The sequence below is a fragment of the Microcystis sp. M090S1 genome, from assembly GCF_020246295.1.
GTDB lineage: Bacteria > Cyanobacteriota > Cyanobacteriia > Cyanobacteriales > Microcystaceae > Microcystis > Microcystis aeruginosa.
The window spans coordinates 1-16,330 of the sequence record NZ_JADBTF010000404.1 but is presented as its reverse complement, the minus strand read 5'-3'; the positions used below and the strand labels follow the sequence as shown (position 1 = coordinate 16,330).

13 protein-coding genes and 1 pseudogene are annotated in these 16,330 nt (G+C 42.6%); 9 read left to right on the top strand and 5 right to left on the bottom strand.

Going from position 1 to position 16,330, the window contains the following annotated elements; all coding sequences use genetic code 11:
• Positions 1-139: 139 nt before the first annotated feature.
• Positions 140-1,225, top strand: a pseudogene (locus IM477_RS17935) (AtzE family amidohydrolase); the annotation flags it as partial.
• A 325-nt stretch (positions 1,226-1,550) separates the two neighbouring features.
• Here IM477_RS17935 and IM477_RS17930 read toward each other — a convergent pair.
• Positions 1,551-2,720: a glycosyltransferase family protein gene (locus IM477_RS17930; protein ID WP_287732899.1), complete on the bottom strand. Its 1,170-nt coding sequence runs from the start codon at positions 2,718-2,720 to the stop codon at positions 1,551-1,553.
• A 260-nt stretch (positions 2,721-2,980) separates the two neighbouring features.
• Between IM477_RS17930 and IM477_RS17925 the strand changes: the two genes are divergently transcribed.
• The 7 genes from IM477_RS17925 (at position 2,981) to IM477_RS17895 (ending at position 10,782) form a co-directional block, all read left to right on the top strand.
• A complete protein-coding gene (locus IM477_RS17925; RefSeq protein WP_287732898.1) occupies positions 2,981-4,258 on the top strand; it encodes a glycosyltransferase in 1,278 nt (425 codons plus the stop codon).
• Complete coding sequence (locus IM477_RS17920) at positions 4,245-5,036, top strand: MOSC domain-containing protein (protein WP_287732896.1); 792 nt, start codon at positions 4,245-4,247, stop codon at positions 5,034-5,036. Before IM477_RS17925 ends, IM477_RS17920 begins: the two co-directional genes overlap by 14 nt.
• Before the next feature lie 195 nt (positions 5,037-5,231).
• Positions 5,232-6,293 carry an Mrp/NBP35 family ATP-binding protein gene (locus tag IM477_RS17915; RefSeq protein WP_061430267.1) on the top strand — a complete coding sequence of 354 codons (1,062 nt, stop codon included), beginning with the start codon at positions 5,232-5,234 and terminating at the stop codon, positions 6,291-6,293.
• Between the two features lie 17 nt (positions 6,294-6,310).
• Entirely contained in the window at positions 6,311-7,591 is a 1,281-nt protein-coding gene (gene rodA / locus IM477_RS17910; RefSeq protein WP_287732895.1) for a rod shape-determining protein RodA, read from the top strand.
• Positions 7,592-8,342: 751 nt separating this feature from the next.
• The gene (locus IM477_RS17905; protein ID WP_110578310.1) at positions 8,343-8,495 is read left to right on the top strand and encodes a microviridin/marinostatin family tricyclic proteinase inhibitor; all 153 of its coding nucleotides are present in this window, start codon (positions 8,343-8,345) and stop codon (positions 8,493-8,495) included.
• A gap of 278 nt (positions 8,496-8,773) precedes the next feature.
• The gene (locus tag IM477_RS17900) at positions 8,774-9,754 is read left to right on the top strand and encodes an MvdC family ATP-grasp ribosomal peptide maturase (protein ID WP_193960280.1); all 981 of its coding nucleotides are present in this window, start codon (positions 8,774-8,776) and stop codon (positions 9,752-9,754) included.
• Between the two features lie 53 nt (positions 9,755-9,807).
• The gene (locus IM477_RS17895; protein WP_190722167.1) at positions 9,808-10,782 is read left to right on the top strand and encodes an MvdD family ATP-grasp ribosomal peptide maturase; all 975 of its coding nucleotides are present in this window, start codon (positions 9,808-9,810) and stop codon (positions 10,780-10,782) included.
• Positions 10,783-10,996: 214 nt separating this feature from the next.
• Here the strand turns inward: IM477_RS17895 and IM477_RS17890 are convergent, their stop codons facing one another.
• The 4 genes from IM477_RS17890 to IM477_RS17875 form a co-directional block, all read right to left on the bottom strand.
• Positions 10,997-11,530 (bottom strand): GNAT family N-acetyltransferase, encoded by a 534-nt coding sequence (locus IM477_RS17890; RefSeq protein WP_147073053.1) that lies wholly within the window; start codon positions 11,528-11,530, stop codon positions 10,997-10,999.
• A gap of 153 nt (positions 11,531-11,683) precedes the next feature.
• Positions 11,684-13,747, bottom strand: a complete 2,064-nt coding sequence (locus tag IM477_RS17885) for an ABC transporter ATP-binding protein/permease (RefSeq protein ID WP_287732891.1) — start codon at positions 13,745-13,747, stop codon at positions 11,684-11,686.
• Between the two features lie 218 nt (positions 13,748-13,965).
• On the bottom strand, positions 13,966-14,220 hold the full coding sequence (locus IM477_RS17880) for a DUF7219 family protein (protein WP_002740468.1): 255 nt from the start codon (positions 14,218-14,220) through the stop codon (positions 13,966-13,968).
• 99 nt (positions 14,221-14,319) lie between these two features.
• Positions 14,320-15,264 carry an NAD(P)/FAD-dependent oxidoreductase gene (locus tag IM477_RS17875; protein ID WP_287732889.1) on the bottom strand — a complete coding sequence of 315 codons (945 nt, stop codon included), beginning with the start codon at positions 15,262-15,264 and terminating at the stop codon, positions 14,320-14,322.
• 97 nt (positions 15,265-15,361) lie between these two features.
• Here IM477_RS17875 and IM477_RS17870 point away from each other — a divergent pair, with 97 nt between their 5' ends.
• On the top strand, positions 15,362-16,189 hold the full coding sequence (locus IM477_RS17870; RefSeq protein WP_287732887.1) for a YaaW family protein: 828 nt from the start codon (positions 15,362-15,364) through the stop codon (positions 16,187-16,189).
• Positions 16,190-16,330 lie beyond the last annotated feature (141 nt).

The window sequence follows — 16,330 nt, the reverse complement described above, 5'->3', positions numbered from 1 at the left end:
TCTACTCCAGATACAGTCAACGGTACAGCCATTTTCAAGTGAAAAATGTACCCAGTAGCCTCTTTTCAATTTTTTCTGAGAAGCGACCTGCAGTAAGGGTTTTGTTAATTTTCTAGTATTTATGTATGGGGGAAGTCCAGGTATTGTCACCCTTGCTGGTTCCAAAATCAATCGAGATCACCCTGCCGCCGGACAAGATGCGATCGCTATTCAAATCCTAGAAGCGGCTGGGGCAGTTTTGGTGGGGGCGACCAATATGGATGAGTACGCCTACGGTTTTGTCACCGAAAATGCCCATTATGGAGCCACTCCCAACCCCCTCGATCCTAGTAGCGTCTCGGGGAAATCCTCCGGCGGTTCCGCCGCTGCCGTTGCCGCTAATTTAGTGCCTCTCGCCCTCGGTTCCGATACTAATGGTTCCGTGAGGGTTCCCGCCGCTTGCTGTGGCGTGGTGGGGCTAAAACCCACCTTTGGGCGCGTATCCCGTCAGGGGCTATTTTTGTTCGTTAGTAGTTTGGATCATCTGGGATTTTTTAGCGGCAATGTGGCGGATATGGCGGCTATTTGGAGTCTTTTTGCCAAAAATAACCTTAAAGCCCCTTTAAATGGCTTAGAGGGCGTAAAAATAGCCCTTGCCGACGATTATTTTCAGCAGGGAGCCGAACCAGAAGTAATCGAGTCGGTGACAGCGATCGCCGAACGTTTAGGAGTTACCAAAAAAATCACCATTCCCGAAACCGCCCGCGCCAGGGCAGCCGCCTATATAATTACCGCTTCCGAGGGCGCAAATTGGCATTTACCGCGTTTACAGACCAGATTAGAGGATTTTGACCCCGCAACCCGGGATCGCTTCTTGGCAGGGGCATTAATTCCCTCTAGCTGGTATTTACAGGCTCAACGTTTTCGCCGTTGGTATCGCGATCGTCTGCGAGAGATTTTCACCGAAGTCGATATTATCCTCACCCCGACGATTCCCTGTATTGCGCCGCCGTTAGGAGTAGAAAAAATGATTATTGACGGGCAAGAGCTATTAATTAGACCCAATTTAGGCAGATTCACCCAACCTTTTTCTTTTATCGGTTTACCTGCCCTTTCGTTGCCGATTAAACGCCCATCCCGGCTACCGTTAGGTTTACAAATCATCGCCGCACCCGATCGCGAAGAGTTAATCCTAAGGGTAGCCAGGGTTTTAGAAGAAATGCTCATAGATATCCCGCACAAGTGAGATTTCAAGGGCTTACTTCCTCTTAAAATCCCTAATTTAGGCACTTATAAGCGAAAAGGTTACTTTTATAGTCTGAGTAGGGTTGGCTGAATAAATGTGAAATATAGACGAGGTAAGGGGTTTGAGGGAATGTTTGGCGAAGCAGCTGCAAGATTTTCAAGCTAGTGGCTCAAAAACCTTGCATCTTGAGCGGCTGGCGTCCTGGTAGGTCTTCAAATAATATCTGTAGGGGCGAAGCATTCGGGCAATAACCTATCGCTGAAACCGTAGATTTTCTATCCGAATGCTTCGCCCCTACTTTTTCAGCATACCCTAAGTAAACAATCTACTGAATGGGAGACTCCTTTTCAATCACATCTAACCAAGCGGCAGCCGATCGCTCCCAAGTGTCAGTTAGGGCAATTTGACGACATCTTTCGCGCTCTTGGGCTAAAAGCTGGGGATTTTTCAGTAATTCGACGATTTTCCAGGCTATAGCTTCCTGAGTAGCCGGATCGGTTACTTCCCCCGGCACTTTCACACAGTAGTCTTTTTCTCGAAAAACAGCAAAATCCGTCACCACCGGCAGACAACCCACCACTGCCGACTCGCGCACAGAAATACAATCGATCTCACGATAGGTGCAACCGTAGTAATGAATAGCAGAGCGAGCTTTTTCCTCGATTAGTTGACGATAACCCATCATTCCCCGATCAACTACCCCCGCACTAGCTTTAATCAAAGCGATTAAATTATCGCACCATTCCCTGCGATCGCCAATGCCATCCCGTTGAGTAAAACCATAGTAGAGGTGTAACTCAGCTGCGGGAATTGCCGCCTTGATAATCGGCCAGCCATGCTTTAACATCGACTCTAGGCCGCGATAATAACGAGAGGCATAGACTAGACGATAGGGAAGATACTCACTTTCCGGCACCGTCTCACTTATAGCCAAAAGGGAAGTATCGATACCATTAGGAACAATCGGACATTGATTATCGGCACAGAAATCCAGTAAATCCCGTTGATATTGGCTTTTACAGAAAATTTTGTCATATCTAGCCAAAATTTCGGGGGTATAGGAGGCTGCCGGCACTTTAATATCTTGCCAATCAAAAAAAATTCGTTCTGCTTTGGTACCCGGACGGCAATAGGTGGGATGACGAGAGATCACCAATGTCTCAAAGTGATCCTGCCAATTCATCTGGTAATAATTAACATAGCGAATCCCGTCCTGTTCCCCTTCCATACCCTCACAATTGCCAAAAATTGTCACTTTATAGCCGCATTTCGTCCATTCCTGCGCTAAAAAAGCCACCGATGCCTGGGTACCACTGGCCCCCCGTTGCCAAATTTCCGCCGGAAGCATGGGACGATATTTTTCTGTGTAAATAACGATCGATTTTTTCGGCCAACGACGGGCGCTCAAACGCTGTTTAATTTGAAATAGGGAAGGTGCGCTGGCCCGTAGCCATTGTTTGAGATTAGATTGTAGGGATGGAGTAGCTTGTGACACTCTTTTTCTCCAAGATCGAGGAAAAATAGGGGCGATGGGTGATAGAGTCTTATAGCGGTGTGCAGTCGTATGAGGTACAGTGTCACGAGCTATAAACCATGCTAGGCAAAGCTTGGTCTGTATCTCACTCAAGCGCTTACCGCTATAGTTTCTCGAATTTAACTCGATTTCTCAACTCAGTAGAACAATTCGAGCCTATCATATAATGGGTTCAAGTCAAAAATCAATCTTTTTATTGCCAGCTATCGACAAGGAAATCTATGAAAATTGTCATCCCGATCGTGTTTTATCGCAAAGGAGGAGTAGAAAGAGTCATTATCTCTTTAATACCTAGCTTATTAGAATACGTCGAAAAAATTATTATCGTTATTCCTCGTAATGACATTGAATATTTTAAGTCTTTAATGCCTGATTCCGATAAACTTATCTATGAGGACTTTGCTTTTTACCCCCAGAGTTTTGAGACAAAATTAATCTATTTTTATGGTCTTCTAGCGAATTTTTACAAAACCCTAAGACTGAATTCTATTCATCGTCTTTTCTCTCGTAGAATTGAACTTTTACGCATCGAAGCAAGAATTAATCAGATTATCAAGCGTTACCAAGCTGATCACTGTTTGTATGGGATGACTAATCGGATTTCTCCCCCCAATGTCAAGGTTACTTTAAGTGGCATTATTTATGATGTCTTTTGGCAATTTGCTCCCTTAACTTACTCAGAATCCTATCAAGAACCCTACAATGAAGCGTTAAAAGAATGGTTAGATCGGGCCGATCTACTCTTCACAATTTCCCAAAAAACTAAAGACGATGTTTTAAAAGTTTTTCCCAATGCTACCTATGCTAGTAAATTAAAAGCTGTACCCTTAGCAGGATTTATCGAGCAGTCTAATCCCAAGATTGATTTAGTCAAAAGTGAGCTAGTTACTTTTTATTTTCCCTCCTCCTTTGGTATCTACAAAGATCATCTGACTTTGCTCAAAGCAACTATACAACTAGCCAAAAAAGGCTTAAACTTCAAGGTTGTTTTGATTGGGAAGGAAACCGATAATCTAGTTAGTGGAAATCTGCAATTATCTCAACAATCCAAAACTCAAGAATACCAAGATTATCTCGCCGAATGTACCCGACTTTATCGGGAAAATCAAGAAATTTTCGAGAGTCATATCAAGGGATTAGGTTATCAAGACTATGAAACCTTGCAATTTTATTATCAAACCTGTTCCTGTGTGGTATTTCCCTCAAAATACGAAGGTTTTGGATTAGCAATAGCGGAAGCCATTTTACAAGGTATTCCCGTTATCGCCTCGGATTTAGAAGTGTTTCAAGAACAGGTAGAATTATATAATTGTCCCGAAAGAGTGCAATTCTATCCTAGGGGAGATGCGGACAGTTTAGCCAACTGTTTGGAACAATTTATCCTCAATCCAATTCCTCGCTTGTTACCCGAAGATATCCCCAATAAAATTAATCTCTGGACTTGGAAAGATGTGGCCAAAAAATATGTAGAACTACTGAAAGAAAATGCAGGTTACTGATCTCTATATCTACCCGATTAAATCCTGTCGAGGTATTCAATTATCCCAAGCTGAAGTGACTCCTAAAGGGTTACTCTGGGATCGGGAAATGATGTTAGTGGATGGCAAGGGTAAATTTATCACTCAAAGGGAATATCCGCAATTAGCCACCGTTTCTGTCACGATTACAGGAGATAAATTTTCTCTGCAAACATCTCAAGATTCCCTAACTTTCCAGCCTAATTTCACAGGAGAAAAAAGAGCGGTTCAAATCTGGGAATCTCAAACCATAGCCATAGATCAAGGGGATGAAATCGCTGAATGGTTCGAGAAAATTCTCGACATTCCTTGTCGTTTAGTGCGACAATCTCCCGATTATCCACGTCCTGCGAATCCTCGCTATGCGGGGAACGATCATACTCCCGTCAGCTTTGCCGATGGTTATCCAATTTTATTAACTAATACTGCTTCTTTAGAGGACTTAAATCGGCGTTTAGTTGCACCGGTGCCGATGAATCGTTTTCGGCCTAATATTGTTATTAGTAGCGATCGAGCTTTTAGCGAAAGTAGTTGGCAAAAGATCACAATTGGAGAGATAAATTATGCCCTAGTTAAACCCTGTAGTCGCTGTATTATCACCACCACCGATCAAGAAACAGGTAGGAGAAATCCCCAGCAAGAACCTTTAAAAACCTTAAGCACTTTTCGCAGTTTCCCCGGGGGCATCATGTTCGGAGAAAATGTCATCCCCGAAAAGACAGGTACAATTAAAGTCGGCGATCCTATTACCGTAATCTAGAGATCTAGAGATATAGGGGGATAGGGAATGGGGAAATGGGGGAATGGGGGAATGGGGGAATGGGGGAATTTCAACTAAAACCCTAACACCCTAAAACCCTAAAACCCTAAAACCCCAACACCATCCAACACCCAACCCCCACAAGGTTAAGATAAATAACCATAAGAACAATACTTGACTAGAGACACTGAAACCATGCCCCTTGATACCGCATCGATTTTAGAAGTATTACGTCCCGTTCAAGATCCAGAACTGCAAAAAAGCCTAGTGGAATTGAACATGATCCGCAATGTGGCGATCGATGGCGGAAAAGTTAGCTTTACCCTAGTTTTGACCACTCCTGCCTGTCCTTTGCGCGAATTTATCGTTGAAGACTGCCAAAAAGCCGTTAAACAGCTGCCCGGGGTGGAAAGTGTCGCCGTGGCAGTAACTGCCGAAACCCCGCAACAAAAAGCTTTACCCGATCGCCAAGGTGTGGAGGGGGTTAAAAATATTATCGCCGTTTCCAGTGGTAAGGGCGGTGTGGGAAAAAGTACCGTGGCTGTCAATATCGCCGTCGCCTTGGCTCATTTAGGGGCAAAAGTGGGGCTATTAGACGCGGACATCTACGGCCCCAACGCCCCAACAATGTTGGGCTTAAATGACGCACAAGTGACCGTACAGGGCGCAAATGGCGAGATATTGGAACCCGCTTTTAACCATGGCATCAAAATGGTTTCCATGGGCTTTTTGATCAACCCCGATCAACCGGTCATCTGGCGCGGTCCGATGTTAAACGGCATTATCCGTCAGTTTCTCTATCAAGTCAATTGGGGCGATTTAGACTATTTAATCGTCGATATGCCTCCCGGTACCGGGGATGCACAATTGACTTTAATTCAATCGGTCCCCCTAGCGGGTGCGGTGATTGTCACCACTCCCCAGACGGTTTCTTTAATTGATGCGCGTCGGGGTTTAAAAATGTTCCAACAGCTAGGGGCGCGGGTTTTGGGTATCGTGGAAAATATGAGTTATTTTATCCCTCCCGATCAGCCCGATCGCTCCTATGATCTATTTGGGTCCGGTGGTGGGGAAAAAACCTCGCAAGAATTGGGCATTCCTTTACTGGGATGTGTGCCTCTGGAGATATCCCTCCGGGAGGGCGGTGATACTGGTGTACCAGTGGTTTTGGGGCAACCGGAATCGGCCTCAGCTAAAGCCCTGATAGCGATCGCTCGTCAGGTGGCGGCGAAAGTATCCGTGGCAGCCTATAGTTAATAAATTTGGGGAGAGAAATGGTGAGAAGACAGTCCCTTATTAGTAGGAAACTAAGGGGTTTTGGTGAGCGGTTTAGCTTCATTTTCCGGGATATAGCTCAAATTGATTGGCTTTTGTTCGTTTTGGTGACGGGTTTAACCGTTTTCGGTGGTTTAATGATTCGTAGTGCCGAAAGACATACCACTGCTCTCGATTGGTGGCAACACTGGTTATTCGGGTGCGTGGGAGTGGCGATAGCTTTATTTCTGGCCCGTTGTCGTTACGAAAGTCTGTTGAAATGGCACTGGTTAACCTATCTTCTCACTAATCTCTCCCTAATTGCGGTAATTGTCCTAGGGGTGACGGCGAATGGGGCGCAGAGTTGGATTAATATCGGCAGTTTTAACGTGCAACCGTCGGAATTTGCCAAGGTAGGTTTAATTATCACCCTGGCAGCCCTCCTACATCATCGTCCCGCCGATAATCTTTTTGCGATCGCTCGTGTCTTTGCCGTCACTGCCATCCCCTGGGTGTTAATTATGGCGCAGCCGGACCTGGGGACGGGATTAGTCTTTGGTGCAATTACCCTAGGCATGATTTACTGGGCTAATGCGAAACTGCCTTGGATGATTATCCTCTTATCTCCCCTCGCATCGGTTTTTCTGTTTAATTTACTTTTTCCTGCTTGGATTGTTTTAGCAATTATCATCGGTGTACTTGCTTGGTTTACCCTTCCCTACCGTTTTTTATCCACCTTCATCGTGGTGGCAACTAATCTGGCAGTGGGTAAATTAGGCGAGGTTTTTTGGGGTTTATTAAAAGAATATCAAAAAGATCGTTTAACCCTATTTCTTCACCCAGAAAAGAATCCTTTGGGGGGAGGTTATCAATTAATTCAATCCCGCATTGCCATCGGATCCGGAGAATTATTGGGACGGGGATTACACCAAGGCACCCAAACCCAATTAAATTTTATTCCCGAACAACACACCGATTTTATCTTCTCCGTAGTCGGGGAAGAACTCGGTTTTGTTGGCAGTATTCTAGTTTTAATAGCTTTCTGGTTAGTTTGTTGGCGTTTGTTAGTCATTGCTAATACTGCTAAAGAAAACTTTGGTTCTTTAATAGCGATCGGTGTTCTCTCGATGATCGCTTTTCAGGCAATTCTTAATATTAGCATGACCGTGGGATTAGCCCCGATTACAGGGATTCCTCTACCTTGGTTAAGTTATGGACGTTCATCTTTATTAACCAATTTTATCGCCTTGGGTTTAGTGGAATCCGTGGCTAATTATCGCCCCCGTAAGCGTTTGTACTAAGTAGTCGTGCAGCTATCAGTTATCAGATTTGAGTTTTAAGTGACAGAGTATGGCTCTTGTGGTTTCTGTGTGGCAACTAGGTCTATAATGATAGTTTCTACTGTCTTTTCACCGATCACTGATTACTGTTTACTGATCACTGATTACTGAGTACAAGATGCCTCCTGTTGATCTTGGGTACGGGGGAGCCAATAACCGACATTAAAAAACTTTCTTTCACCACAAAACTCAGAAGTGTTGAATGTTAAGATATTGAAGATCATGACCAAGTTATGTATTCGCTCTGATGATACCAAAAAGGACTGATTATTGACTCCATTCCCAATAGCGAATCTAATTTAGCACTGTAAAATACTGGTTTTGTGAAGTTTTATTGCCGGATTCAACACTTCTGCATAAAACTCTCGAATCGAAGGACTACAATTTAAATCATCCAATCTACTAATCTATTTATTTTTATCCAGTTGCCTTTTGCGTGAGTGCCTTTTGCATAAGTGCCTGTCCTCATAAATAGCCGATAATCAAAGGATTTAGTATGATTTAGCGGAAATTTTTCTTAAATTTTTCTTAAGTGCTTGACATTGGCCAGATTAGTGCTTACAATCTTTTCCATCACCCAAACAAAGGCAAATTATCTGCACAATCCCAATTCTGAAAGCCATGCACAGCAAAGCTTTCAAGGGTTAGTACAGGTTGTTAGTTTTGTCTGAGTGATTAAACCTATTCACTTGAAATTACCAGAGGAATAACTATGGCATATCCCAACGATCAACAAGGTAAAGCACTTCCTTTCTTTGCTCGTTTCTTGTCCGTAAGCAAAGAGGAATCTTCCATCAAGTCTCCTTCCCCTGAGCCTACCTACGGGGGCACCTTTAAATACCCTTCTGACTGGGAAGAGTATTAAACTCAGATCACTTGAGTAATTACAGCACTTTTCTTGATTACACCGTACAGACAAAAAGCTAAAGGAGCCACTAAGCAAGGCTTGCAGCCAAAAAAACTGCACGTTGAGATCCTGAGAAGTGCTGTAAAGTAACTTTGGTAATTACTCAAGAAAAAAACCAATACTGCAATAAGTCAAGCAAAAGCAAGACTTTTTGCAGCATTTTCTTGAGATTAGGATCAATAAAGACCGACCCAAAAGCCTTAAGATGGGTTAAAATGTAAGGACTTGCAACTGATATGAAAGAATCGCCTAAAGTTGTTTTATTGTTGACCCATAGCGGCGATTTTTTCACGATTGACCGCGTGGCTGAGGCGATAGAAAAAAAAGGAGCCACACCTTTTCGCTTAGATACCGATAAATTTCCCTTAGAGGTTCAATTAGCAGCCCAATTTAATGGTAAAAAAAGTTTTTATCAATTAACCTATAACCATCAATCTATTGATAGTGAACAGGTGCAATCTGTTTGGACAAGACGTATTTGGCAACCTGAACTAACAGGAGATTTAGATCCTCAGTTTCGGGAGGTTTGTGTGCGAGAATCCCAGACGACTTTGTCCGGTTTTTGGGATAGTTTAAGGTCAGCGCGTTGGTTAGATAATTTAGCGCAAATTGAGAGGGCTAAAAATAAGTTATTACAACTTCGTTTGGCCTCAGAAGTTGGCTTAATTATTCCCCCTACCTTAGTGACCAATAATCCTGATGCTGCCCGGGAGTTTTTTTCCCAGGTTCAGGGAAGAATGGTGAGTAAATTGTTAACTGCGATCGCCCGAAGTATGGAGTCGCCGGAATTTTTTCTTTATACCAGTAGGGTGAAAGCAGAAGACCTTGAGGAAGCGGAATCTTTACGCTATTGTCCCATGGTTTTTCAAGCGGAAATTCCCAAACAATTAGAATTGAGAGTTGTCGTGGTTAATGGACAGACATTTGTGGGAGCTTTAGAATCTTCTCAGTATAATAATTCAGCCGTAGATTGGCGAAGACCTGGTATTGATCCTGGTGCTTGGCAACATCATACTTTACCCGATTCACTATTGCAGCAACTTCAGATTTTTATGGCTAATTTAGGGTTGAATTTTGGGGCGTTTGATTTTATCTTAACTCCTGGGGGAGAATACGTTTTTTTAGAAGTTAATCCCTGTGGTGAGTGGGGAATGTTAGAACGGGATTTAGATTTACCTATTTCTAATGCGATCGCTGATTTTTTAGTCTTCGGTTGATCGGCAAAGCTTGCGCTCAAAAAATTGTTAATCCTAAGTTTTCAAGGAAATCTATGACCGTTTTAATTGTTACTTTTAGCCACGATAATGAAAGTATTCCTCTGGTAATCAAAGCCATAGAAACGATGGGGAAAAAAGCCTTCCGTTTTGATACTGATCGCTTCCCTACAGAGGTGAAAGTTGATCTTTACTCAGGCGATAAAAAAGGCGGAATTATTACCGATGGAGAACAAAAATTAGAGCTAAAAGAAGTTTCTTCTGTCTGGTATCGACGCATGAGATACGGACTAAAATTACCCGATGGGATGGATAGTCAATTTCGCGAAGCTTCTCTTAAGGAATGTCGGTTAAGTATTCGAGGAATGATTGCTAGTTTATCTGGTTTTCATCTTGATCCAATTGCTAAGGTAGATCATGCCAATCATAAACAATTGCAGTTACAAGTAGCGCAACAATTAGGTTTATTAATTCCTGGGACTTTAACTTCTAATAATCCTGAAGCTGTCAAGCAATTTGCTCAGGAGTTTGAAGCGACGGGAATTGTGACTAAAATGCTTTCTCAATTTGCTATTTATGGAGACAAGCAAGAGGAAATGGTTGTTTTTACCAGTCCTGTTACAAAGGAAGACCTAGATAATTTGGAAGGTTTGCAATTTTGTCCCATGACTTTTCAGGAAAACATTCCTAAAGCTTTGGAATTACGCATCACTATCGTCGGTGAACAAATATTTACGGCGGCGATTAATTCCCAACAATTAGACGGCGCTATCTACGATTGGCGAAAAGAGGGAAGAGCGCTCCATCAACAATGGCAACCCTACGATTTACCGAAAACTATTGAAAAGCAACTACTTGAATTAATGAAATATTTCGGTCTCAATTATGGTGCAATTGATATGATTGTCACACCAGATGAACGTTATATCTTTTTAGAAATTAATCCCGTTGGTGAGTTTTTCTGGCTAGAACTTTATCCTCCTTATTTTCCCATCTCCCAGGCGATCGCTGAAGTCCTCGTCAACTCATAAACCAACAAATACAGAGCCAGAGTATTTTATCGCATCGACGAGGCTCTGACTCCAGATTTCCCCCCCGACTACTGACTTGAAAGAGGGTGTAGGGTGTGGGGTGTGGGGTGTGGGGAGAATAAATAAAAATAATCTCCTGTCTCCCGTCTCCTATCTCCTGACCACTGACTACTGACGACCGACGACCGGCTCCTAACCCCACCAACAAACTTTTTCAGCAAACCCTACTTAATTTCCAGACCAAGACTTTCTCTCGCGCTTCTATCAGATCCATGCCTATTTTTTCTAAAACTCGCTTTGAAGCTATATTATCGGGAGCGCAGCCGGCGGTCACTGTTTGCATACCAGGTTGAGAAAGTGTCCAGTCCATCATTGCTTTTGTCGCCTCGGATGCGTAGCCTTGTCGTCGATATAACGGCGCTACTTGATAGCCAATTTCTACAGCATCTGTGGGTAAACCTGTGACATCAGGAATAATTTTGATCATCACATGACCAATAAGAGTATTTTCTGCTTGATGAATAATTAAACTCCCCCATCCCCATTCATTTTGTAAGGGGAATTGCAGCAAAATATTCGCAATATCAGGGAAAGCTTGAATCAACTCTTGTTCGGCCCAGTCAGCTGCAACTTTTACCCCCAAAATTGTTGCCAATTCATCGATACCTATAATTGCGGCCTTGAGAAGTTCAAGCTTTAAGGGGACTAAATATAATCGTTCCGTCACCAGTTTTTCCAGTGCTTTCATTTGATAAAACTCCTATACCAGTTATCAGTTATCAGTTATCAGTTAGTAGCTTGTTAATCAACTTACCCAGCAAAAACCTGATTCTCTAGTTCTCCTGAGAGGGGAAAGTCTGAATACTCTGTCTCAATTTCAATCTGTTTGTCACCCCATTAGCTATATTCTCACCCATTTTAAGGTTTTTGGGTCTTTATCGTAACGATAATTAAAACCATCTTTGGCAGTAATAATTTTACCTAAACTGGCACGACTCCGGACGTTACTTAAAGAATAATCAGTTAGAGACTGCATTTGTTGATGGGACAAACCTTCGGCTATTTCAGAAACTCCTGCAATTTCCGCATCATGCTCAGTTTTAACCTCAGACAAAGTCTCTATTTTTACCGCCGAAAAATTTTCTGATTTTTTTGACATCATCACTAGGTTATTCACTTTTTTGCGCTGATAATCTTCTACAGTTGACAGCTGCCAATGGGAATTTTCTGTTAACTCTAAGACCCATCGATGATAATTAAATAAACTTTCCCGATGACCAACACTAATAAAAGTGGTTTCACTTTCCTGTAATTGCTGATATAAGCTGGCTTCATTGGCCAAATCTAAAGCGCTAGTTGCTTCATCTAAGATAGTAAAAGTGGGTTTAGTGATTAATAGTCGAGCAAAAGCTAATCTTTGTTGTTCTCCGAGGGATAAAATCTGTTCCCAATTGACTTGTTTATCTAAGGTATTTTTGTCAGTTAATAAATGTTGCAGGTTGACTTTTTTTAAGATGTTTTCTAATTCTTCATCGCTCACCTGATCATTGGTATGGGGATAAAGTAATTGCTGCCGTAAAGTGCCAAGGATAATATAAGGACGTTGGGGCAAAAATAACATTTTAGCTAAAGGAGGACGCACTAAACGGCCGCTACCTGCTTTCCATAAACCGGCGATTGCTCGTAACAAGGAACTTTTTCCTCGACCACTGGGGCCAATAATCAGTAGGCTTTCTCCCAAAGGGACAGAAACCGATAAATTCTCCACAATTACCTTTTCATAATCGGGAGTTTGTAGGGTAAAATTTTCAAAAGCTAGACGATTATCTTCCAGGGTGGTAATACGACTTAAGTTTTTCGGCTCTTCACTGGCAACTTTTAAGGCATCTGTCAAGGTAGCTAACCGTTCAATATAACTTGAAACTTTACCCGATGTTCCCCATTCAGTAATTAATTGTCCCAAGGCATTAGAAAAAAGGAAACAGCATAAACTCGCTTGACTAATTTCTCCATAATCGATTTCATTTTTAATAAACATCGGGGTCAAAATAAACATTGAAAATACACTAATCGCTGACTGATAACCTCGATTAAAAAGATTATTAAACCGTTCCCAATTGATCAGTTTTTCCGAGCTTTGAATAACCCGTTGAAAACGGCCTTCAATGATTTTTTCTTCCTGCTCTTCTCCCTGAAAAAAAGCAATGGATTCGGCGTGGTTACGCACATGGGTTAAAGCATAACTATAATCAGCTTTATTATTAAGCTCAGATTGATTAATTTTGTTTAATTCTTGAGTTAGATAAATTGCTATTAAATTTCCTGCGATCGTATAAATTATTAGATAAACCGCAATTTGCCGAGAAATTGTCCAAAGAATAATTGCAAAAGTAATCATTTGTAACCCTTTTTCCACGAAGGTAATTAAAAACCTCAGGGTCATGGTCGTAATTGGTTCAATTTCTTGAGATAATCTTTGATCGGGATTTTTTAAAGCTGAGGTAAAATCGATGTTATAATAAGCGCGATAATTGAGATATTTTTTGACGGTTTGTTTCGTTAACCACTTATACCAATCCAATGCCACTTGACGACGAATAAATTGAGAAAAAGCAAATAACCCCGTTGTTCCTATAATCAACAAACTGGATAACCAAAGCGTATTGAGATATTTAGAAAGGTCTCTATCTTCAATAATAATATCGAGTACATAACGATTCCAGTAGCTACTAAAAGCTTCTACCCCCACCGTTGCCAAGATACTTAAAAGGATCAAAGCTGACATCCCCCAAGAAATGATCACATCTCCAAAGGCGCGTCCATTTAACTCCGTTGGATACCAATAGGGTTGAGCGACAATTTTTAGGCTTTCCCAAAATTGACCAAATAGTGAAAAGGGATTATTGGCGGACTGGTCGGACACAACAGGGTTTTCCGTTGCTTGTTTAGTAGTATATTGAGGCATCTAGATCCAATTGGCAGTTCTTTTACTGTTCTCTTGACAACTCGCTATCATATTGTAGCGGCCGAATTACCTCTTGTTGTCTTTTGATAACATTTTTATCTAGAAGATGAAAGCCAGCTATGGCCAGAAAGCTCTGACTTGACTAGAACTACTTGACCCACTTTTGTTACTGTGGCAGTCTAGATGCTGTTTACTGATCACTGAAAAACCCCCATCTCTCAATCTCCGTGATCCTCAAAATGATTAGCTAGTAGGAATTTTTGACTGGTATTCAACTCTTGCCAAAGCTGGTTAATTTTCTCGTAAGCTTCCGTGGAGGTCAGCTTTCCCCCACTGTGTAAACCAGCGATAAAAGAGACTCTCAGGGCGAATTCCTGCAAATTAGCGTTAAAAACTAAATTTTGTGGCGTGAATAAACCCCTGTAGCTGGTTTTAGGGTAGAGAAAGTTATCTTTAGAATTGAATTTTTCCATTGTTACCGACCCCCCAGTATAGGATATCTACATTATTATATTATTTAACCTTTTGTTAACTTAAGCTTAACCTAAGAATTTGAACTTGTCTCTAGATTCTTAAGAGAGTAGCTGCTGAACTTGATTAGCTGCCGCTATCCCAGAAGTTAAGGCCGTTTCTAGGGAAGAATTTCTCGATAAATCTCCCCCTTGACACCAATCACCACAGGCAACTAGAGGTAAAGGACTATTAACACTTAAACAGGGTACAGCTAAACCCTGACGGACTAAAGCATAACGCCAACGGTGCAGCTGAGACCAATCGGGGAGAGGCAAAGAAGCACGAGAGAGCAAATCTAGCTTAACTGCTTCTAAATCCTCGCTATCGAGATATTTAACCGCAAAATCTCCACTACTATGCACAACAAAGACATAATCAGGGGATGATTGCCGTTTACTGCTATCAAGTCCTAACCAAGCGATATCGGTGGAGGGAGCAACTGCGGGTAAAGAATCGCCATAACCCGCCATTACCGTTAAACAGGGATCGTAAACGATTGATCGCAATTCTGGCATAGTAGTTATATGAGAGTTTTCTAATAATAACGCCGCTTGCGGGGCGGGAATAGCCAGGACAATCGCCGAAAACTCCCCCCGAATTTGACCGTTATTGTTTAAAACCCATTTTCCTTGACGATTTTCCAGACGAGTAACCAGAAAATCTCGTTCAATTTCTAACCCTTGAGCTAAAAATTTCGCCACGCTATTGATGCCAGAAGGAGCAACATAGCTAGAATCAAACCAAGAAGTAACTATATTCTCTCTCAGAAGATTATCAATTAAAGCCGCCGTTTTTTCCCCCTGAACAGTCAAAAAAGGCAAGCCATGATCCACAGCAATCTCTTGATTAGCTCGATTAACCCGTCGCGTGGCTAAACGACCACCAATGCCTCTAGACTTATCAAATAGCTTAACAGTATAACCTCGATCGCACAACTGACGAGCGCAGGTTAACCCGGCTAAACCCGCACCAATGATCCCAACCTTAATCGAAAAATTTGTCACTAGCCTTCCTAATCCTGTGAACCCTTGAGTTAATATTAGTAGTAATCAGCACTAGCGAAACTGATTTGATTATTGGGGCTGAGGAGGAAAAACCACATTGGACGAACTACGCACAGCTTTGGAGTTAGCCACCGAGGAGGAACTACAGCAAATCACTAACATCCTCTTTTGCCGTCGTTTTAACCCTCTCGATTATCTACGAGCGCCGGACGCAATCGCCGTTCAAAGTCAAGATTGGGATAGTTGGTTAGATAGCGTCGAGGATCGTTTTCGTTACTTGGCTGCCGATGGTGTGACAGTATTAAAAGGTCAAACGGAAAAAGTTAGTTATCGTCAAATTCTAGTTCGTGTCTGTCATTTCCTCAAGGTTCCCTACTCCCAAAAAATGCCGACAACGGAAATTGAAGCGGAAATCTATCTTCACCTCGTTAACAAAGCTTGGAAACGTCTCCCCCCATCGGAACAAAAATCCCTCTCGATTCAAATTCAAAAAGCACTCGCGGATTGCCGCACTCCCCAACCCTTACCGGTTCACCTACAACACAATCCCCTCGATATAGTCCTCAAAGGCAGTAGCGTCATCGCCGTTAATTCTATCCTGAAACCGATTCTGCTCAAACATATCGCCGGGCAGTTCGCTCTTCATTTTGCCCGCTATCAAGGGGCAAAAACTGCCCTAGTCCAGGGTGGGGCAATTGCTAATCAATTAGCCCTACAAACGGCTAAACAGGGCATGACTACGGCGGCGGCCCGCTACGGAGCGGTCAGAACCGTGTTAAGTTTGGTAGGACCTGCTCTATGGGGTTGGTTTATTGCTGACCTCGGTTGGAAGGCGATCGCCACCGATTACGGCCGGATTATCCCGACTATTTTTGCCATCGCCCAAATTCGTCTGACCCGTGACGATTGTTGGCAACCTGCATAGCTTGACATCCTCGCCGCCGTAAAACGGACGGTGATTCCCAAACCTCACGATTTAGGTTTCTGCTTCTTTCCCTTGCGGGGTTCCGCACCTGCCTTAACAGATTTACTCTGTTCTGGTCTTATGGTCGCTCTACAGACTGAC